This is a genomic window from Microcoleus sp. Pol7_A1, assembly GCF_036701085.1.
Taxonomy (GTDB): domain Bacteria; phylum Cyanobacteriota; class Cyanobacteriia; order Cyanobacteriales; family Microcoleaceae; genus Microcoleus; species Microcoleus asticus.
The window spans coordinates 25978-47086 of record NZ_JAUBQD010000006.1 but is presented as its reverse complement, the minus strand read 5'-3'; the positions used below and the strand labels follow the sequence as shown (position 1 = coordinate 47086).

The 21109-nt window shown below is 46.9% G+C and carries 15 protein-coding genes; 5 read left to right on the top strand and 10 right to left on the bottom strand.

Annotated features, from left to right (window positions below):
- Positions 1-18 precede the first annotated feature (18 nt).
- Together ppc and QUA20_RS05935 are read right to left on the bottom strand one after the other, a co-directional pair.
- A complete protein-coding gene (gene ppc / locus QUA20_RS05940; protein WP_333186418.1) occupies positions 19-3144 on the bottom strand; it encodes a phosphoenolpyruvate carboxylase in 3126 nt (1041 codons plus the stop codon).
- A 399-nt stretch (positions 3145-3543) separates the two neighbouring features.
- On the bottom strand, positions 3544-3768 hold the full coding sequence (locus QUA20_RS05935; RefSeq protein WP_333053485.1) for a hypothetical protein: 225 nt from the start codon (positions 3766-3768) through the stop codon (positions 3544-3546).
- 560 nt (positions 3769-4328) lie between these two features.
- On the opposite strand from QUA20_RS05935, the gene QUA20_RS05930 reads away from it, so the two are divergent.
- Positions 4329-7844: a hypothetical protein gene (locus tag QUA20_RS05930; protein WP_333186415.1), complete on the top strand. Its 3516-nt coding sequence runs from the start codon at positions 4329-4331 to the stop codon at positions 7842-7844.
- Positions 7845-7945: 101 nt separating this feature from the next.
- Positions 7946-10819 carry a zinc-dependent metalloprotease gene (locus tag QUA20_RS05925; protein WP_333186412.1) on the top strand — a complete coding sequence of 958 codons (2874 nt, stop codon included), beginning with the start codon at positions 7946-7948 and terminating at the stop codon, positions 10817-10819.
- Between the two features lie 57 nt (positions 10820-10876).
- On the opposite strand, the gene QUA20_RS05920 is transcribed toward QUA20_RS05925, so the two are convergent.
- The 8 genes from QUA20_RS05920 to QUA20_RS05885 all read right to left on the bottom strand — a co-directional run bounded on the left by QUA20_RS05920 (position 10877) and on the right by QUA20_RS05885 (position 17849).
- A complete protein-coding gene (locus tag QUA20_RS05920) occupies positions 10877-11227 on the bottom strand; it encodes a DUF5615 family PIN-like protein (RefSeq protein WP_333186410.1) in 351 nt (116 codons plus the stop codon).
- The gene (locus tag QUA20_RS05915; protein WP_333186407.1) at positions 11224-11553 is read right to left on the bottom strand and encodes a DUF433 domain-containing protein; all 330 of its coding nucleotides are present in this window, start codon (positions 11551-11553) and stop codon (positions 11224-11226) included. The genes QUA20_RS05920 and QUA20_RS05915 overlap by 4 nt, the downstream gene beginning before the upstream one ends.
- A gap of 162 nt (positions 11554-11715) precedes the next feature.
- A complete protein-coding gene (locus tag QUA20_RS05910) occupies positions 11716-13575 on the bottom strand; it encodes a hypothetical protein (RefSeq protein WP_333186404.1) in 1860 nt (619 codons plus the stop codon).
- The gene (locus QUA20_RS05905; protein ID WP_333186401.1) at positions 13572-14090 is read right to left on the bottom strand and encodes a hypothetical protein; all 519 of its coding nucleotides are present in this window, start codon (positions 14088-14090) and stop codon (positions 13572-13574) included. Before QUA20_RS05905 ends, QUA20_RS05910 begins: the two co-directional genes overlap by 4 nt.
- The gene (locus tag QUA20_RS05900; RefSeq protein ID WP_333186398.1) at positions 14083-15234 is read right to left on the bottom strand and encodes a dsDNA nuclease domain-containing protein; all 1152 of its coding nucleotides are present in this window, start codon (positions 15232-15234) and stop codon (positions 14083-14085) included. Before QUA20_RS05900 ends, QUA20_RS05905 begins: the two co-directional genes overlap by 8 nt.
- Before the next feature lie 187 nt (positions 15235-15421).
- The gene (locus QUA20_RS05895; protein ID WP_333186395.1) at positions 15422-15661 is read right to left on the bottom strand and encodes a DUF4926 domain-containing protein; all 240 of its coding nucleotides are present in this window, start codon (positions 15659-15661) and stop codon (positions 15422-15424) included.
- 162 nt (positions 15662-15823) lie between these two features.
- Positions 15824-16801: a heme o synthase gene (locus QUA20_RS05890; RefSeq protein WP_333186663.1), complete on the bottom strand. Its 978-nt coding sequence runs from the start codon at positions 16799-16801 to the stop codon at positions 15824-15826.
- Positions 16802-16934: 133 nt separating this feature from the next.
- Positions 16935-17849 carry a heme A synthase gene (locus QUA20_RS05885; protein ID WP_333186393.1) on the bottom strand — a complete coding sequence of 305 codons (915 nt, stop codon included), beginning with the start codon at positions 17847-17849 and terminating at the stop codon, positions 16935-16937.
- Positions 17850-18394: 545 nt separating this feature from the next.
- Between QUA20_RS05885 and QUA20_RS05880 the strand changes: the two genes are divergently transcribed.
- The 3 genes from QUA20_RS05880 (at position 18395) to QUA20_RS05870 (ending at position 20704) form a co-directional block, all read left to right on the top strand.
- Complete coding sequence (locus QUA20_RS05880) at positions 18395-19828, top strand: ABC transporter substrate-binding protein (protein WP_333186391.1); 1434 nt, start codon at positions 18395-18397, stop codon at positions 19826-19828.
- Between the two features lie 109 nt (positions 19829-19937).
- Positions 19938-20348 carry a XisH family protein gene (locus tag QUA20_RS05875; protein ID WP_333186388.1) on the top strand — a complete coding sequence of 137 codons (411 nt, stop codon included), beginning with the start codon at positions 19938-19940 and terminating at the stop codon, positions 20346-20348.
- Positions 20339-20704 carry a XisI protein gene (locus QUA20_RS05870; protein WP_333186385.1) on the top strand — a complete coding sequence of 122 codons (366 nt, stop codon included), beginning with the start codon at positions 20339-20341 and terminating at the stop codon, positions 20702-20704. Before QUA20_RS05875 ends, QUA20_RS05870 begins: the two co-directional genes overlap by 10 nt.
- Positions 20705-21109 lie beyond the last annotated feature (405 nt).

Genomic DNA, 21109 nt, shown 5'->3' with positions numbered 1-21109 from the left:
AAACTCAAAACAATTTCCCTAGCCCGTATTCCGCATCCCCGCAGCAATTCCATTAATCGTCAGCAGAGCTCCCCGCAACAATTCACCCTTGCTGTAACGCGAGTGAATCACCCCCGGAACCCCGCCACTACCGTGCTGCCGCAAGCGTTTCAGCAGCGAAACCTGCAACAAACCCAAAGGCACAATCGTCGCATTTCGCAACTGCACCGAACGCTGCAGGGATGGATCTCCGTCCAACAAACGCTGGTGTCCCGTAATAGTTAAAACCAAACCCCGAATCAAGTGAAATTCGGCAGCAATTTGCTCGAATAAAGTCTGAAAACGCTCCTTGTCAGCCGGCAAAGCTAACTCCTGCACGTAGTGTTCTGCAATCTGCAAATCTACCTTAGATAAAGTCATTTCCACCTTAGAAATTACCATTCTAAAAAACGGCCATTTCAAGTAGAAATACTGCAAAAGTTTCAAATGTTCTTCCGGTTCCTCCAGCAAAAATTCTTGCAAAGCCGTGCCGACACCGTACCAAGAAGGCAGCAAAAAGCGGCTTTGAGTCCAGCTAAACACCCAGGGAATTGCTCGCAAACCGCTGATGTCTTTTTTGCCACCGCGACGCGCGGGGCGAGAACTAATTTGCAACTGGCTGATTTCTTGAATTGGGGTAACTTGGTGGAAGAAATCGACTAAATCCGGCTGTTCGTAGATTAAATGGCGGTAGTGCGATCGCGATCTCACCGACAACTCCTCCATAATCTCATTCCAAGGGTCGATGCCATCAAAACCAGTGTGCAGCAAACTAGCTTGAATTACCGCCGCCGCCACAGTTTCCAAATTGTAAAGCGCCAACTCCGGCAAAGAATATTTAGAAGCCAAAACCTCGCCTTGTTCGGTAATCTTAATTCGCCCGCTAATACTCTTTCCAGGCTGAGCCAAAATAGCCTTGTAAGCAGGCCCGCCGCCGCGCCCTACAGAACCGCCTCGGCCGTGAAAAATCCGCAACTCTACATTGTATTTTTCCGCAACCATTTGCAAAGCCTTTTGAGCTTTGTGGATTTCCCAATTGCTGCTGAGGAAACCAGAATCTTTATTGCTGTCTGAATAGCCCAGCATCACCTCTTGCAATTTGAGAGTTTCGATTGGACATTGGATATTTTCTTCGCTTTTTTCTGCTAGTTCCTGTGCGTATCCTCCTGTTAGCAAAGCTCGATAAAGCGGCAGATCGAAGATTTGCTGCATTACTTCCGGCGCTTTTTTTAAATCTTCCACCGTTTCAAACAGAGGAACTACTTGAATGCTGCTAATTCCTGTAGCCGGATCGTAAAGTCCTGATTCTTTTGCTAACAACAAAACCGCCAGCAAATCGCTGACATCGTGGCTCATGCTGATGACGTAAGTTTGGCAAATTTCCGGGCCAAACTCCTGCTGCATTTGCCGCAATATTCGGAAGGTATTGACCGTCTCGCAAGTTTTGGGAGAAAAGGGCAATTCTGCGGGAATTAAAGGGCGGCGAGTTTGCAGTTCTGTTGCGAGCCAAATAATTCGATCGCATTCCGACATTTCATTGTAAGACTTGGGCAAAATTTGCAAGTATTCAGCAATTTCGCTCAAAGCGTCGGAGTGTACTGTTGACTCTTGGCGGATATCTAGGTAAGCCAAATTAAACCCGTAAATTTCTACTTGGCAGAGCAGATTTTCCAAGTCCCGACAGCTCAAACCAGTTTCCACTAAATTGTGCTCGATGAGCTGCAACTCAATCAAAAACTCAGCGCCCGATCGATAAAGGCCGGTCATTCCGGGATTTTCCGACAAAGCTTCGCGTTCCCGCTGCAACTCGTCTCCTTTGTAGAGTCGCCAATTGCGATCGCGCGTATTTTCCAGCCGCTGCAGCACGTAGGCCAGCTTCAACCGATAAGGTTCTTGGCGGTAGCGGATCGCCCACTGCTCGTAAACCTCGGGAAATTCCGATCTGTCGCGATCGAGAGATTCGAGCAATTCCGGCAGCACGTCGCTCCAGTGCAGCGACAAACTCAACAGTTCATTGAGGCGTTTCACGGCGTTGATGTACTTACACAGCACCAAATGGCGCTGATAACAAGCTGTTTGCCAAGTAACTTTCGGAGTCACAGAAGGGTTGCCGTCCCTGTCCGATCCCACCCAAGAACCGAACTTGCAAAAATTGTAACTCGGCGGTTTCAGATAAGGATAAGAAGCGTGGAGCGCTTGCTTTAAGCGGTGGTAGAGTTCGGGAATCGCATCAAACAGCACTTCATCGAAGTAGTGGAGAGTGTATTCCACCTCGTCAAGCACAGTCGGCTTGAATTGGTGCAGTTCGTCCGTGCGCCACCAGAGGCGAATTTCTTCCATCAGTTGCTCTTGGAGAGCTGCCGCTTCCCAGCAAGACACCGGGTAGGGGCTTTGAGAGCCGCCCCCGAACACCTGAAATTTCTCGTCAACTTGGTCTAGCTGTTGGAGAATCTTCGCCATTCGCCGCTGCTTGGTGCGGATCGTGTGGCGGACAATTTCCGTCGGGTGAGCGGTGAATACCAAGCGGATGTCCAACTGATCGATCAAGCGCTGGATTTGTTGGCTAGGCACGTTCAAGCGTTGCAGCATCGGGAACAGTTGGTGAAAAGTTCCGGCGTCTCGGGGGATCGTCTCGCTGCTGTCTGCATTGCTCAGAGCCGTTTGGGCGGGGCCGGGGCCTTCCCTGTGCCGCGGGCGATCGGGCGCATCCGTTGCTTGTCCGGGCAGTTTAGAAAACATCCGCCCACCAGCATCGTTGCTGCTAGCGTAGGCTAGCTGTTGGTCTCGCTGTTCGTAGTGCTGTTCGACAATGTTGATCAACTGGAAATACAGTGCAAAAGCCCGAGCGGCGCGGATGGCGGCGTTGAGGTCGAGCTTTTCGATTAGCTGTGCGACATTCGACTCGCGAAAGTTAGTGGCCTGTCCCTCGGCGGAATTGACCGATCGCATTTGTTGGAGCAAATCCACCAATTCCTGCCCGCACTCCTGTCGCAGCACCGATTCCCACAAGTCCTCTACTACTTTGAGGCGATTGCGCAGAAACAGGTCTGATTTTGAGTAAGCGGGAGAATGGGAAATAGATGTTGCATCAATAGCCTGTTCTGAAGACTGGAGGACTGAAGTCATCGGGCTGTTCCTCAATAGCTGCGGGTGTCAAGAAAATTGTATGGTTTAGTTTCGCCTAAAACACTTTTGTTTGCAGTCAAATTTGAGACAACTTATTGCAACGTAGAAAGTAGAAGGCATTTATGTACAAGGTATAAAGAAAGACCAATTTTAACAGCACGGATTTTACCGATTGTCAAGCTTTAAGATTGGTTAACCTGCAATTTGAGATTTTCGGCGCGAAAGGTTCGGCGAACACTGAGTCGAACAATTTTAGATTTACTCCAAAGATGAATCTGGGAGCTTGAACAAGAGTCTAAAATTTTGAACTTTCCACCAGAGGAGCCGGGGGCTGACATAAGTTTTTGGGCGGGGTGAAAAAAATTAGCTTCTAGTTGCAAGCATCCTTCCTTATGCCTTCTAGTCCTGTGATTGAGGAAAGTTGAGCACGGGGAGGCGCGAACCCCGAAAAACTTCTTCGCTTTCAACGCCGATCGACGCAACAAACTCAGCAGCAGCTTTAGCCACCACCAAGCCGCCCAGCATGGGTAAAGCGACCAAGCTCAATAAAATGTCTGAGGGAACTGGCAACTTTGGACTGTTAGGTGTTTGAGTTTTGAGCAAGTCTTGGTTTTCCGACGGCATAAATTCCTCCTGTGTCAATCCCTAATCCTCAGTTTACAGGGCAAATAATCATCTTGACTGCTGACGAATGACTAATGACTTTTGATATCAAATCCAGTGACATCCGAATCAGATCCTGCAAGCGATCGTCCCCGCGCAGCCAAGTCTATAAATATCTTCTCGCCAGATCTTAAGCTCGCACTCGGAAAAAAGGCTTTGTATAAAATCGGGATACTCTCCGAATATCGAGCGTGCGACTGTCTCCGCGCAGCTAAGCGAAACCACAGCACTACAATCCGAAAATGATTATTCCGATACAAACGGAAACGGTATCAGGAATAACGAATAACTTCTTGCTAGGCTTAATTTGGGTCTATCTGTGCCAAAATGTCGGGGTAGTATTATCAAAACACTATTCCCCAACGGCTCGAAGCCGAGGGGATACAAGGCAAGACAGTAAGCCCAGCAAGGCTTAAACCTGACAAAACGGTTAGGCTCGGCAAATAAAATAATTGTCTGTAAAATCTGTAACTGTGCTATTTCTAGAAAACAAAACCAGCTTTGGCAAAATTTAGAGTTTCATGTTGAATGCGAACGGGAGCATATTGGCAGATAATCGATCGATCGCGTCGCAGTGGGCGCAAGAAGCTTTAGGGCTTCCCGAAGTTCAAGTACAAGCGCGTTTGCGGGGAAATCACCTGCACATTTTGTGCGAAGCAGCGCAGTGTCCGTCTCAAGAATTGGTGACGGCGAGATTTACCAGCGCCCTCGAACAAACTGATTTAACGCGACTGCTGCCCGATCGACCTAAAATTTACCAGTTGTTTCTGTGCGGCCGCAAACTCGGTTCCCGACAAAATGACTGGACAGTCCGGCTCGATTGCAGCAGTCCGCAGCGACACCAACAGCCGCAGCAACCGGAACCAAAAGTTGCCGAAGTGCCGCCGCCAGAGAGTCCCGCCGACGGCGAACCGCCAGCAAGCCCTAAAAAAGGCGGATTTTTCGGCAAATTCAAGAATGACAACCGCAAACTCAAACAGACACCAAAACCGGTAGAAACAGCGGCCCACCCGCCGCAAGTACGGGAAGAACTTGATTTTGACGCCGAAAGTCTTCCCATCGCCTCGCGGATTCAATACCCAGAAGCTTTTGAAACTTCCCCCGTGACGATCGACACTTCGGCTGCTGCGACGCGGGAAGCTTTTAGTTCCGCCCCCCCGCAGCAGAAAGCGAACCGCGGCGCGGTGGCTTTGATTCAATCCCCCGAAGCCGACTCAGGCGAGGGCGATCGCGGTGGAACATTGACGGTTTCGCCGGAAACTTTGGCGCGCCGGGGCTATCCAGATGCGATCGCCAGCTATCTCAGCGAAATCCTCGGGCCGATGGGAGTTTCGGTAAAAGTAAGCATTCGCGAAAAAGAACTCAAAAGCAGCCGGGAAAACCTGCCGGCTCAGGCGCCGGAAAATATCAAGCCCAAGGAACGCCGGCTGCTGGTGCTGTGCGAGTCAGCTTACAGCCCCGACCCTTCGTTGCTGGCAGAACCCATCGCCGGCCGGCTGCGGAAACTGCAACTAGAGGATTTCCGGGAAGCACTGATCGGCAGCCAAGTGAGCGGCGAAGCGAAGCCGGACTGGGTGCTGCGGGTGGATTTGACTTCGCCGGACAAAATTCTCAAGGAATGGGCCAGGTGGGGAGACGTACCTGCGATCGCCAAATTGCTAAACCAAAACTTGGCAGCATCGAGAGTCGAAGTGCGGGCCACCCTCAAAGAAGCAACCCTCCACCTGTTTTGCAGCAAAACTGCCAAAAAAGGACAAAAGCCTAAACGGCAAGAATACCCCGACAAGCAGCAAACCACCGACACGATCGCCCCTTTGTTAGCTTCCTTCGCGCCCCAAGGCATCCGCGCAGCTACTATCTACGGCGTAGAACCAGCCAAGGACTCTCAGGCGGCGCCGGAGTCGCCAGTGTGGATAGACTGGGTGGACTTGCCAGCAGCCCACCACCCCGACTTGGCTGCAAGCGCCAGAACGCTGGCGGCCGAGGGCGACCAATTGGCTCTGACTTTTTTATTGAACAGGTTGCTCAACCCTAGTCTCAGGCGCAAGCTGGAAACAGGAGGGATTCGCGCTGTCGTGCTGCAAAAAGCCGACGTGCTGCACGTCATGACTGAAGCTCTGACTTGCCCTTCTCAGTCGAAGGTAGGGCCGCCGGTAGCTAAATTCTTGCGGCAGTTACAAATTCCGGGATTGGCAGGGGTGCGAGTCTACGGGCGTCGCGCCGGCCAGAAAGTGCCCCTGTGGCGCTACGCAATTGACCTCAGAACGGCGGTTGACGAGGAATCAGCCGCGACTTCGGCACCGGCTCCCTCGCAATTGGCTGTCTTGGCAAAGGAACCTGTGCCGGAGTTTGCGCCGGATGATGGGGCTTTTTCGGGTTTGGGCGAGAATTTGGTGTTCGATGCGCCCGGGCCCAACCCCTGGCGGCCCCGCTTCAAAATCAGACTCCCCGGATACAATCTGGGCGAGCAGTTAGTTCAAGCTGCGGTGCAACCGCTTGTGGCTTCGGGGTTTTTTGTCCCCAACGATGGTTTGTCAACAAATGCTGCTGCGCCGGGGGGCGTGAGAGCCGATCGCGCCGCCGGCATGGCTTTGATTTGGGCGATCGCCGGCTGTCTGCTGACTTTCAATACCGATTGGCTCCTCGGTTTATTTCTGCAATCTGCGACGGTCAGTCAAGCTCCTAGCACTTCCGAAGTTTGCAGCGGCCCAAATTGTCAAAAATCATCCCCCAAGGCTTTTGGCGACGTTACAGCCCGACTTCCGAACGAAACCGCGAACCCCGTTCCCCCTTCTGGGGAGGTAAATTTGCCTCGAATTCCGTTGCAGCCGTCGCCGGAAGCGAACCAGGAAGAGGCTTTCAATGGCTCTGGGTTTACGAAACCGGGAAATATTAGCGTTCCTGTAGCTGATGTTTCTGCTCCTCCGGTGTTCCCTACTTTGAGGAGCGAGCAGCTTGACGACCAGATAGCGCGCTATCAAGAGTACATCCACCTGCACAAGAAACCGCCGGATATTTTAATTGTCGGTAGTTCCAGGGCGCTGCGGGGCATCGACCCGGCGGTTTTGGAAACAGCTTTGGCAGCTTCGGGCTACCCGGGGCTGAGGGCTTACAATTTTGGGGTTAATGGAGCTACTCTCCAGGTTGTAGATTCGATCGTCCGCCGGATTTTGCCGCCGCAACAACTGCCAAAATTGCTGGTGTTGGCGGACGGGGCGAGGGCTCTCAACAGCGGGCGGCCGGATTTGACTTTTAGCGCGATCGCTTCTTCGGAAGGTTACAGGCAATTGTCCCGGGGTAGTTTTCTGATCCGCACCAATGAATTAGATGCCGAAGGATCGAAAGAGAGTGCCAACAATCCGGTGGCGACTGCCACTGAATTGGTGGACAATTTGGAACAAGCTCAAGCTAACGTTCAGCAATTGGTGAGTCAAAAGTTTGTGGAGGGTTCTGCAACTTACAAAAAGCGCGATCGGCTCAAAGGGTTTTTGCGATCGCTCGCCAATCCATCAGCCCCTGTTGCAACCGAGATCCCTCAAACCGCAGCCCTGGGCCCAGAAACAACGGAAAATGCCCAGCCCACTGCTGCGAGTAAACCAACCAGCGAGTTTCAACCAAACGGCTTTTTGCCGATCGATATACGCTTCAATCCTGATACTTACTTTCAGAGCCACCCGAAAGTATCTGGCTACTACGACTCCGACTATCAAGATTTTAAATTGATAGGCGAACAAGCTCTAGCACTCAAAAATCTGATCCAATTTACTAAGGTTCGCAACATCAATCTCGTGTTTGTGAATATGCCTCTGACCGAAGATTATTTAGACCCGGTGCGGACAGGTTACGAACAAGAATTCCGGCAATATATGCAACAATTAGCAGCTCAAAGCGGACTAATTTTCCTAGATAAGAGTTTATTGTGGCCCCAGGCGCGGGAATCTTTTTCCGACCCCAGCCACCTCAACCGTTACGGTGCTGTTGCAGTTTCTAAACGGTTGGCTCAAGATCCCATGATTCCCTGGCCGGCGAAACAATAGTTTTGACTTTTGAGTTTTGAGTTATTTTAGAAGTTAACGATCCCAACGTTGCGAGTGCGGCGCGACTATCTCAAAACTATTCTTTCCTGCGGCTACTGAAAATGAAAAGATTGATATTTCCTGAAGCTAGCAAAAATACACAGATAAAAAGTGCCAGAAAAAATCTGCCTTTGATATTTTTTATATTATCTTTAGCATTTTTCTGTTGGAGTTTGTATAAAGGTTTCTTTTTACCTTTAGCTTTATCCTCTCCGCCGCCCAGCCAGGAACAAAGTAGCGAACAGCAAACTCTGGAACCCTTTGAACAGGTTGTCAAAGAGGCACAAAAGTTAGAGGGACTATTTACCCTTTACCGCAATCAAGCAACTAATAAAGTTTATCTAGAAATTACGCAGCAACAACTAGACAAAAAATTCCTGTGTTTCGTGACATTGGCTTCGGGTTTGGGGGAAGGCGGCATTTTTAGCGGATTGCCGATCGGCGATTTCTTGTTTCAACTGCGCCGAGTTCAAAATAACGTGCAGTTTGTCATACCAAATATCAATTTTCGTACCAGTCCGGGCGACCCGCAAGCTGGTTCGGTGGAAAGGGCATTTAGCGAGTCGATTCTCTATTCTTTGCCGCTCAAAAGCATTCATCCGCAAAGACAAACTCTGCTGATCGATTTAGGCGATTTGCTGATGAGCGAAAAGCGCGATTTACCAGGGGTAAAAGCGATTTTGCCGATGATTTTGGGCGCTTCTTACTCGATCGATGAAGACAAGTCTTATTTTAAAGATGTTAAAGCGTTTCCGCTGAATGTAGAAATTGCTTCTATTTACGGTTTTTCTAGCGATAATGACAGTGCGGTTAACTATTTACCTTCGGTTCCTGACAGTCGGGCTTTTAACCTCCGCATTCACTACAGTTTCTCGGAAGTGCCGCTAAATAACGGCTACCGCCCCAGACTTGCGGACGAGCGAGTGGGCTATTTTCTGACAGCATATAAGGACTTTTCTGACAAGAGCAGCCGGGAGCCTTTTGTGCGCTATATCAATCGCTGGCATTTGCAAAAGCAAATCCCGACGGCGCCGATGTCGCCTCCGGTGCAGCCGATCGTCTTTTGGATTGAAAATAATGTGCCTGTGGAATACCGAAACGCAATCCGCGAGGGAGTTTTGGAGTGGAACAAAGCTTTTGAAAAGGCAGGTTTTACTGAGGCAATTCAGGTCAAACAAATGCCGGACAATGCTAAATGGGACCCGGCTGACGTTCGCTACAATACTATTCGCTGGTCGAGTTCTTTTGAGCCTGAGTTTGCCGGGATCGGCCCGTCTCGCACCAACCCGCTGACGGGGGAAATTTTGGATGCTGACATTCTTTTGGATGCTAATATTGTCCGGCAAATCAAACAGGGCTATCGGTCTTTGGTGGAACAAAATCGATCGGTATCTAAGAGTTTTCAAGGGCGAAACGGTTCTAATACCAATCCCTGTCAGTTCGGGATATATTCTCGCTATTTGCAGGTGCTAGAAAATGGGGATTTAGGAAAAAGCAGCGGGGAAAATGCTCGAGGTGGAATTGCTGATGATTTGCCGACTTTGGTAGAAAGATACCAAGAGCAAAAGCGATCGCCTGTGTCGCGGTTGATGTCGAGTTCGGATATGTGTTTTGGGTTGGAATCTAGCCGGCAGTTTGCGATCGGGGCAATGTCGATGGATCTGTTGGAAAATGCAGCGCCTAGCAGTGGGGCGATTGACAATTATGTTAATGAATATATCCGATTTTTGACTGCCCACGAAGTCGGTCACACTCTCGGTTTGAGGCACAATTTTCACGGGAGTACCATGCTGCAACCTGAAGATTTGAACAATACTCAGGTAACTCGCACGCAAGGTATGATTGCGTCGGTGATGGATTATGTGCCGATTAATTTGGCACCGCAGGGAACTGTGCAGGGCGACTATTATCCAACAATTGTAGGGCCTTACGACGATTGGGCGATCGAGTACGGTTACAAGGTGATTGGCGGCGTAAACCCGAACAGCGATTTACCAGCGCTGCAACAAGTTGCCAGCCGCGCTGCGGAACAGCAATTAGCTTACGCGCCGGATGAGGATTCTGTTGACATTCTCGATCCCGCTGCAAATACCTTCGATCTCAGCGCCAATATGCTGAGGTATTCGCAATGGCAATTGGATAATGCGAGGGCGATGTGGCAGCGTTTAGAAAAGCGAATTCCGGTTGGGGAAGACGGTTATAACGAACTGCGGGTGATGTTTGATTCGGTGTTCGGGTATTATCTTCAGCAGGTGATGAATGCGACTTTGTATGTGGGGGGACAGTCGTTTAATCGGATTCGCCCTGGAGATACTAATGCGAAGTTGCCGTTTGTGCCGATCGAACTTTCTCAGCAGCGAGAAGCTTTAGCAACTTTAGAGAAGTACGTTTTTGCGCCGGATGCGTTTAGTTTTGCGCCGGAATTGCTCAACAAATTGGCGCCTTCGCGCTGGGAGCACTGGGGAAGTCCGGCTTTGGTGTTTCCTCTAGATTACCCGATCGGCGATCGAATTACTTTTTTGCAGCGGTTTGTATTGCGGGTTTTGCTATCTCCGACGCGCTTGGCGAGACTGCGGGATGCGGAGTTAAAATCAGCGCCGGAAACTGCTTTGAGGTTGCCGGAAGTGTTGGATACTGTGCAAAAGGATATCTGGAAAGAGGTTTTGCAGGCGGAAAAGAAGATGCAAATTTCAACTTTTCGGCGTTCTTTGCAGCGGGAACATTTGGCGATTTTGATGGGAATGGTGCTGCGAAAAACCAGTGTTCCAGAGGATGCGCGGAGTTTGGCTTGGTACGAGTTGCGGCAGTTGCGGGAGGGTTTGAGCAAGAGTATTCGGAATTTGGATCGGAATGCGGATGCTTATACGCGGGCTCATTTGGAGGAAACGCGCGATCGGATTTCTAAGGTTTTGAATTCGCAGATTCAGTCGAATTAATTTTATAGCAACCGCAAAAGCGGTTGCTATAGTGTAAAAAATCTGTTTTACTTTGCATCAGAGGGGTAGCTTAGCAATACGATCGACCCATTCCTCTGCACTAGATGCAGCCCAAATCACCAGCAGTTCTTCGATGACAACTTCCATCGGTATTTTTCGGGAAACAATAATGACTCCAGCACTCTGATTCGTAGTGATGAACTCAGCAAATTCGGAGGGCATTGTTTTTCGATCGTGGCTGACGAGAACACGTCTTTGCTGTGCTGCAATTGCCAGCACGTCGGAATCTTTAACACCTTCTAACCCAGCAGCAAAAGCAGTTTGAAAGTCGATTGTAGATTCTCGTCGCAGTAATCCTGTGACGATTGCCTGATTTAAGTCAGCATCAGCTTGGTAGCGCACATTCACGATCGCACCTGCTGTCTTGCAGCCTTAGCTGCAATCAGTTTGTTGTACAAAGCTGGATCGCTGGTTTGTAGAGGTTGAGGCATGGCATCAAATGCAGCTTCTTCGGCGGCTAAGTAAGCGTCGATTTCAGCGCGGTTGGCTAGATAAAAAGCGATCGCGCCATAAACCTGTTCCAGTGTCAGTAGTGGGAAAGACTGAACAATAGTTTCGGGCGATAGTCCTTGTTGGAAAGCATAGGCGATCGAGTCAAGAGAAATCCGAGTTCCTTTAACCCAATAGGCATCATTCCGATACTCTATGTAAGTTTTAACTGCTACAACTGGCATAATTTTTTTTAAACTCTAACTACTTCTTATTGTAGACGGAAGAACCCGCAGGTAATTGAATTTTTTATGGTGAGACGAGGGCAAGCATGGTCTAAGCTGACTTTTGCAGCCATTGATTTTAATGATAGATCGTGAGGCATTGAGTGCTATCGAATTTGAGCCTTATAAAGGAATGAGCTTATTCTCGTCATTAAAGTTAGCAAATATATATTCACTAGCCCTTTCTGGAACAGTGTTATCAGACACAATAATTTGCAAACGATTCTGATGAGCCTGACTAACTCGGATAATATAACGATAAATAGCTTCTATACGTTCACGATCCAACCCCTCATAGCCTATATTTCCAGATAGACCATCAATTAACAAGATATTGGGAAGTTGCAGGTCAAAATGAATACAGGTTAGTTGGTGTGCTAAAGCATGGGCCGTATTAACCATCACCTTAAGACCTTGAGACTCTAATTCATCAAAACGCCTTCCCTCAAAGCGTGGTAAGTACGTTTTGCGATCAATAATTGATGGTCCCGGATCTGAGAAAGATGGCACTCGAATTTCCCGTAAGATAGTTTGATAAGTTTTGTCCAGAAAATTCATATACTCGCCAAATTTTGAAACTCGGCTATTAGCTATATCAATAGCTATATCTAACTCTCCCAGATGGGATTTTAGGTGTTCAATAGCACTGATAGCCTGATCTTGCCGATTATATAGTCCGAGATATTCTTCTAGACGCTGCTTCTTCTCTTGTAATTGGGTGCGATGGTGTTCCGCCTGTGCGATTTGCTCTGCTTGTTCGGAAACATAGCGGCGGGCCCGATGATTTATCTCGGAAGATAAGGTTTGGCGTTGTAGATTTTTTTGAGTGATTGCCTGTTCAATACCGACAATTGCAGTGCGATGTGCATCTACTAATTCAAAAGTTTCACTGATTTGTTGTTCTAATCGATCTTGTTCCTTGATCAAATCATCTTGGGTGATTTGAGGCTCTGGTGGTTGCAAGCACAGATAGCAAGTTTCTGGTTCGGTTCGGGATGGTTGAAGAGAAGAGCCACACCGTGGACAGGAAAGGAAATCGAAATCTAGCAAATAGTTTCCTGCCACAATCGACTTGGTAAGTCTAGAACTTTGGGTCTGTAGTTGGGCAATGAGACTTTGTTTCTGTTCGAGGCTATATTGCTCGTACTGATGATTTTGGTGAAGTTTATCCAATTGCTGCTGCAGCTCTAAGAGGTGTAGTCGTAACTCATCTGTATTTGTATAACCTCTAATTTCCTCCCCTAGAGTTTCTGAATCCGAATATGCTATTTCTAATTCTCTAATTACATTGTTTAGATTATAGACAATAGCTGCTCGATTCTCAAACGGTGTTCCCGTAAGAAATTCATCAATTGTTTTAGTGTAGTTCTGTAAACGTCCAATTTCACTGACTGTTTCACGGCGTTTTATCTGTAGCTGAGCTATTTCGACATCGTACTTCCCATAAATGACTTCAAAAACGTACTTACGTTTGTTATTTTTTGAAAAATGGTTATGTCCAAAAACGCTACTATCAATTTCATCTTGACGGAGATGGCAATACATTATGTAATCATTGATGGATAGAGGTGATGTATCACTATCATCTTGAGTTGGTGCTGTCGGGACTTTCAAGATTGGCAAGTTGAGTTTTTTCAGCAACCAAGTTCCATAGGTTTCTTCGTCGGCTTTACCACGCAAAGCTGGTAAACGTGTTGCCTCATTTTCACCAGCAATAGAAACCATTGCATCATTTGTTGTGACGAAAGGTCTGATAATCTCATAGGTCTGGTCACCAATAATGACCTCTCCTGCCAGATTAGTAATGTTGTCTTTTGCTTCTCTTGAAAAATCTTGTAGTACAGAACCTAACAATCCTCGAAAGCATTTAATCAGGGTTGTTTTGCCAGTTGTGATTGAGCCAGTAATGATGTTCAGTCCAGCTTGCAAGTGCAATTCGCGATCAGCACCTATCAAGTTAATTTTATTAATACATACTCTCATAATTTGTCCCCCAAATCAGCACCAGTAACTTCAGGAAAATGCTCGTAAATGAAATTCTTGAGAGAACTACCAGACAAGTCAAAATTTTGTCTCAAAATTTTAATCCGTGTACTGGTTTCTTGCCAAGAATCTTCCTTTGCAAGTTTTTTGGCAAGTTCTGAACCTAATGTTGTAGTACGATAGCTAATCCCTCGATTGCTGGAAGCGATTTCCACTAACCCTTTACCAATGAGCTTGCCAAGAATAGCATAATGTGACGGGTCCCAAGGTCCATATCGATAGCGAATCATCCTCCCTTCAATATTATCTTGTTCTTCAGGAAGCACATCCATAACTTGATTGGGTTGCCGAATAGCAAGAGCACGTTTCATAAAATTAGGGTAACGCAGAAAAAAATCTAGTTTGGCAAGTTTAGTTCTACCTTCTAGCGATTTTTTCTTTGCTGTGAAAGCATGAATGAGAAGCAGAATACGCGCCTCGCTTTCTATAGAAGGTTGAAATAATTCCTTACGCAATTTTTACCCCCCAATCGATGCGACATTCATCAGAGAGTCCGCAGGCGGCGCCAAGTAACAGATAAGGATCTTGCTTGTATATGAGATTGGGATCGACAGATTCCTTTTTTTGGGTTAGTTCATCGAGCACTGCTCGCCAGATAATCTTGGCTGGTTTTTCTGATTCATCATGATTCTCCACAATTGAATTCGTGAGTGTTTGGATTCGTATCTGCACATCCGTAATTTTGTCTTCTTGAGCCCAAAAACCAGATGCTAGGATCTCAGCTTCATGTATAGAAGCATTAGCTCGTAGGTTTTTCGCATCTATGATAATGCGTTCTGTGGCTCCACCTGCAATAAGTTTTTTTTCCAGGTTAGTGGGAGTAGGTGCATTGAGGTCAGTAATTCGAGACAGCAAGAGATAATCGCCACTTGTTAAAGAGCCAAGGATATCAGTGATATTCTTGGCAGTAAGACGTTTTGCATTGACTCTGGCTCTTATCTCATCTTCAAGCCCCTCTACCTTTGCGATGTAATAATACAAAATATTATCCAAGCGATCGCAGGACATTGCCCGAAGAATTTCATCCGTAATTTTTTCCTCTAGAGATTCAATTTCACGGATTGAGGTGCTTGCTGAGACTCGCCCCATCAGGTGAATATTTCTCGATGTAATATGCTCTCTAGAAGCCTGATTGGGAAGAACAGTGACAACTTCCAGAAAAGTGCTGCACTCAGAATCTTCAATCTCAAGTTTTTTAGCAACCTTCTGTACAAGATCGTCTGAAATATCGCGCTTAGAGTGAGTTAAGGCATTGAGCTCATCTCTGGGAGATATTGCTCCTTCAAGAAAGAGACTGTATTTGGCTTCTAAAACCGATGTTCTCTTAAAAGCCCGGTATAAACTTGTTAATCCCTTTATAGCATCGGTCAGTTTCCATCCCCCCAAGTCGGCATTCCGGGTTTTGACCTGAATAAAATGCCAATAATCGTCGTATTCAACGACTATATCTTCAAAGTGCTCCATAATGACAGAGCGTACTTTTTCCTTGCGAGCGCATGCCAGACAGAAAGGCAAAGCAAGTTGAGCTTGATAACGAAACCGTTTCAGCGTATCGGTGCCCGTATCATCGGGCGGTTCCTGATTGAGAGGATTTTTCATCGCGTGCTGCTATGGAAGCCTTGGATAAAGAGAAGTATCTTGATGAGGAACGGATGCTGGCAGGGATTTAGAATTGTCTGAAACCTTTGTCTATAGCTTACTTCATTTATTGCCCCAAACTCACACCGCGATATAACTCCTCGATCGCCACTTCCAGCTCAATACTCTGTAAAGTATTATTTGCAGCCTAGGCATAGGCAGGAAGTGGCTCATAAACGAGTTGCATGAGTTTTTCTGAGGGAATGGTTTCCATTGCATAGGTATTGCCTTGAGTATCGGCAAAATCTACTAGATAAGCGCGATCGTCAAAGCTCATCAGAATAGTGCCAACTTGTCCGGGCCGGAGCAAAATTGGCCCAGAGGTGTCTTTATGGATTGCCTGAATTTCTTCGGTCAAGGCAACAACATCATACTCGTGTAACGTCATCACAATATCCTCAGTTATTGACAGGATAGGTATTCGCTCTTTTTTAACCGCAGATTAACGCAGATTAACGCAGATAGGAGAATGGCGTTCGCTATTTTACCCTAAACAAACAAAACCCGCTAGATGCGGGTTTCATTTTAAGAATTTCAATTTAACTAATTACTACATCACAACTGCACTAATCAAAGTTTGCACATTTTGTACAACAGCAGTAGTCAAATTATGAGTCACAGGCAAACTGTCAACCACAATTCCAGCGCACAATAGCATCAGGTACAGAATAGAGTATTTAAAGAGCGATCGCGCAACAATCTTATCCTCTGGAGTCTGCAACAGCAACCAAGCTTTTTGGGCAAAAATAGCACCGAGGAAAATAGCTGTCCCCGCATACACAGCGCCCGCTAAATGCAGGGGATAAACTAGCAGCAAAGTTGCAGGAATCATCAATAGCGTGTAAATCCAAATTTGGCGGGCTGTCGCTTCGTCGCCCTCAATTACGGGTAACATCGGGACGCCTACTTCCTTGTATTCGTCGCGAATCATCATTGCTAATGCCCAAAAATGCGGCGGTGTCCACAGGAATATAATCCCAAACAGCAGCCACGCACCCCAACTCAAATCTCCCGTCACCGCAGCCCACCCAACTAGCGGGGGAATCGCCCCTGCTGCACCGCCGATGACGATGTTTTGCACGCTGTGGCGCTTCAGCCAGTGGGTGTAAATTAGGACGTAGAAAAGGATGCCTGACATTGCTAGCAATGCGGCTAATAAGTTGGCAACAACTGTCAGCAATGTAAAGGATATTGTAGCTAGGGCGATCGCAAATATCAAAGCATCCCGCTTCTTGACACGCCCGGAAGGAATCGGCCGCCACCGGGTGCGTTCCATAATATAATCGATGTCGCTGTCGTAGACACAATTAATCGTATTCGCCGACGCAGAAGCTAAAGCGCCTCCGGTAATAGTTGATAACAGCAATAGCGGGTCTACTTCTCCTTTGGCCGCCATCCACATTCCTGCTGAGGTAGTGATTAGCAGCAGTAAAATAATTCTGGGTTTTGTTAGTTGATAGTAACTTTTCACGACTTGCGAAAAGTTTTCGTGGAGGCGGGGCCTGTCGTTGGTAAGGATTTCTTGCATCGGTTGTAAGCTGTTAGTAATTATTTGCGAATTCGTCATTAGTCATTAGGTGGGAGTGGCGGGTTTTACGAAAAATATTTGCTGTAGCTACAAGGATTAATAAAACCGCCGCCTCTTACTTTAGTCTTATCTCTCAAGCTGATAAAACTCGATCGCGCCAAGCTAAAACACTAAAAGCTATCAGGGTTCCCAGCAAAGCAGCACCAACTGCTTGGTGGGCGACTGTCAGCGGTTCTACCTGAAGGTGCAGCCGGAAAGTTGCTAATCCCAGAACTAATTGAGCAATTAGGCAAACACTCGCCCAGTTAGCCAGTTTTCGCAAGTTGGGACTCAGTGCAGGCTGCCGCCAAGCCATGACTGATACTGCTAAAGTCGCTGCTGTAGCTGGTAAGATACCGGCGATGTGGCTGTTCATTACCGAGCACAATTCTGAGGAGCTCAAACATTGGTGCAGTGCCCATCTAGAGCCTACTAATGCTCCTAGCAAACTTTGCAGGTAAACTAACAAAGCTGCGATCGAACTTACCCAAGCTAATTTGCCCGTATTGCCTGTAGCTTCGTAGGGAGTCAGCATGAAACCGATGACTAGCAGGGCGCCAAAAAATAGTAAAGCTGTTCCCAAGTGAGCAGTAACGATGTCAAATCTCAGCAGTTGTGTTACTGTCAAGCCGCCCAATACGCCTTGAAAAACGATTAAAAATACTGCCCCAGCGCTCGCCCAAGGCAGCCATTTTGGCAGGCGGCTGCGGTAAAACAAAGATAGTCCTAAAAGTGCGATCGCGCTTAAGCCCATCGCTGCTGCGTCCAAACGGTGAAACCATTCCAGAAATACCTGCAAATTCATTTGCGCTGCGGGTATTAATTGACCGTAGCACAGCGGCCAGTCGGGGCAAGCGAGCCCCGCATTCATCACCCGCGTGGCGCTGCCTACAGCCATTAACAGCCAGGTTGCGATCGCAATTTTCCACACTAGGCTGCGGATAATATCTTGTGGCTGCCACTGCACTCCTGCTGCTGCGTTTGGCTGATTTACAACTGAGTTTGCCATGAAATTTACCTTAGCCTTTGTTGTCGATCGAACTTAATTAAATATCGAGGTTTTGCTGTGGCTGAGCTTAGCCGAGCTTAACACTCTTTTTCTCTGACAAACCGTCATGTATACTACCTTAGCGACATCGAAATCCAATTAGTTTGTCTTTAGAAAATTTTCAACTTTCCTTTTTACATTACAAAGTATTGCAGCTATTTTTATAAATTTCAACAAACTTTAATTATTTTACCGAAGTCCTTGCTGTTACAGGCTCCTTTGCTGTTGAACATCGAGCAAAACCTAAAGATATCATTAAGAAACAACTGTTTTTCCATCTTTATGATATGGAAAGTCAAGAAAATCTAAAATTGCGATCTCGCTCGTTAGTCTAAAATAACTTAATAAAAATGTCAAAATATAAGTAGAGTAGCTTTTCTGACTTCTGACTTCAACATCAGAAGGAACGCTCGATAATTAATCCGTATATCCGTGTAAAAATCTCTGAGAGAGCCTTCCTGATTGCTTCTAACTTCGTTATTTCTAAAATTTAAAATTGTACAGCCATGTCCCAAAAAAATGAAACCGCTGTTCTGGTATTATCGCTCCTAATTACGATCGGGCTAGCCGGCGCAGGTATTTGGTGGCTGACAAGCCGAGGCGGCATCAATCTCGGAGGTTTATCACCCCAAAATCCTACATTTTCCAAGTCTCCCACGGGAAATTCCCCGCAATCAGAGCAGGCAATTGGGCAGCGTCTGAGTGCCGGACAAAAACTGTTAATTCCAGAGCAAGCAACAACAACCAAACAAGCAGCAGTACAGGCGATCGCATCTGGCAACTATAACGCAGCTATTTCCGACTTACAAGCTTCGCTGAAAACCAATCGCAACGATCCCGAAGCACTAATTTACCTCAACAACGCCCGCATCGGCGATCGCAAATCCTACACAATTGCCGCCGCAGTTCCCATTGGCGGCGATATCAATGCTGCTCTAGAAATTATGCGGGGGGTAGCTCAAGCTCAAAATGAAATCAACCAAAGCGGCGGCATTAGCGGTACTCCCTTAAAAGTGTTAATTGCTAACGATGACGACAACCCAGAAATGGCGGCACAAATTGCCAGCGCGTTAGCAAATAACTCGGAAGTTTTAGGAGTAATCGGACATTTTGGTTCAGATACGACGCTAGCAGCCAGCAAGATTTACCAGCAAAAACAATTAGTAGCAATTTCTCCCACAAGTACGTCTGTGCAGCTCTCAGGATCTGCCAAAAATATATTTCGGACTGTGCCGAGCGATCGGTTTGCGGCTAATGCTCTTTCCCGCTATATGGTGGGAAAATTGCAAAAGCAAAAAGCTGCTGTAGTTTTCAATTCTGCCAGCAGTTACAGCAAATCTTTAAGAGATGAATTCACCACTGCTCTTTACGGAGATGGAGGACAAATCGTATCCGAATTTGACTTTGCTAAGGGCAATTTTAATGCAGCCGATAGCGTTAAAAGTGCGATCGCCCAAGGAGCAGAAGTGATTATGTTAGCATCCAATTCAGCCACGATCGACCAAGCTTTGCAAGTAGTGCAAGTAAACGCCAAACGGCTGCCGTTACTAGCAGGAGACGGTGCTTATACTGCTAAAACACTGCAAATCGGTGGCGCAGGAGCAACAGATATGGTGCTGGCTGTTCCTTGGCACATTCTTGCAGATCCGCAGTCAAACTTTCCCCAAACATCCAAACAACTTTGGAATGCTGAAGTAAGTTGGCGCACAGCTTTAGCCTACGATGCGGCGATCGCGTTAATTGCCGGTTTAGGGCGCAATCCGACTCGTACAGGCATTCAACAAGCTTTATCGGCGTCAGATTTTTCCGCAAATGGAGCATCCGGCCCGATTCGGTTTTTACCTTCGGGCGATCGCAATCGCGCAGTTCAGTTAGTAACTGTTAAACCCGGAAATCGCACGAGTTACGGTTACGATTTTGTGCCAATATCCGGTTTGTAAACTATTTGCGATCGCCAAATGTAGGTTATAATATTCATTGGTAAGTTCTAGGGCTGGTCAAGCAAAAATACTTACAATATGAGTAGTGATCTGCAACTAGAAAACTTTTATGGTAAAAGATCGGTTTCATGGTGTTGTTAAGACAGGTTTAGAAAAGCAAGGTTGGCAGATTACGGCAGATCCCTATGAAATTAATGTTGATGATGTAGATTTTGAGATTGATTTAGCGGCGGAACAACTGTTAGCCGCCCAGCGAGATCATCAGAAAATAGCTGTAGAAGTTAAAAGTTTCATTAGCCCATCCAATGTTTCAGATTTTCATACTGCATTGGGACAATTTCTCAATTATCGCGATGCGCTTGAAATGATTGAACCCGATCGCCGCCTCTATCTAGCGGTGCGAGTGCCAATTTATGAAAGTTTTTTTCAACGACGGTTTATTGTGGCTGCGGTTCAGCGATATCAACTACGATTGATGATTTATGATGTGCAACAGGAGGTTATTGTTCAATGGCTATAGAGCAATATCGGCAATACATTCGTCATCTTCTTTCAGAACGGCGAGATCGCATTTCGATACAACGCAACGCGCAAGAATACGAAGTGCAAACCCTTTTTGATACTGAGCAAGATCATTATCAACTTCTGTATGTTGGTTGGCGTGGAAATAGACGCGATTTTGGCTGTATTCTGCATCTTGATATCAAGGGTGGAAAAATTTGGATTCAGCATGACGGTACTGAAGTCGGAATTGCGAACCAACTCGTCGAACTGGGAGTGCCTAAAGAAGATATTGTTTTAGCATTCCATGAACCCGATGTACGCCAGTTTACTGATTTTGGCACTGGGGAAGCGATCGCCCTCAGTTTCGGGTAGCTAAATTAGGTGTAACCGATTCGGCGAAGGAGTTATTTCTGCTACATAAGATTGACATAAATATAACTTACGCAAAAAACCCGGTTAATCTGAAAAATCGTGGATCTCTCGCCTGAGAGATTGACGCAGAAACCGGGTTTTTGCCCCTGCATACGTCCAGGAATGATAAATCTCAAATTTTAAATTCATCTCCCCTAAAAATAAGGTATAATATCAAATCCGGTAGCATCGGAATTAATATAACCCGCAATCAGGACACCGCGCCTGGCCGTTTCCCTACAATAAATCTGGCGCGCAAGAAACGGCACTGCCGTGTCCTCTATATCATTCCGGCGCAGCCGGAATTGATATAAGTAGTCAAGCACAATTAATTATATATTTTTTGCCAAAGTCTCGAAAGATATT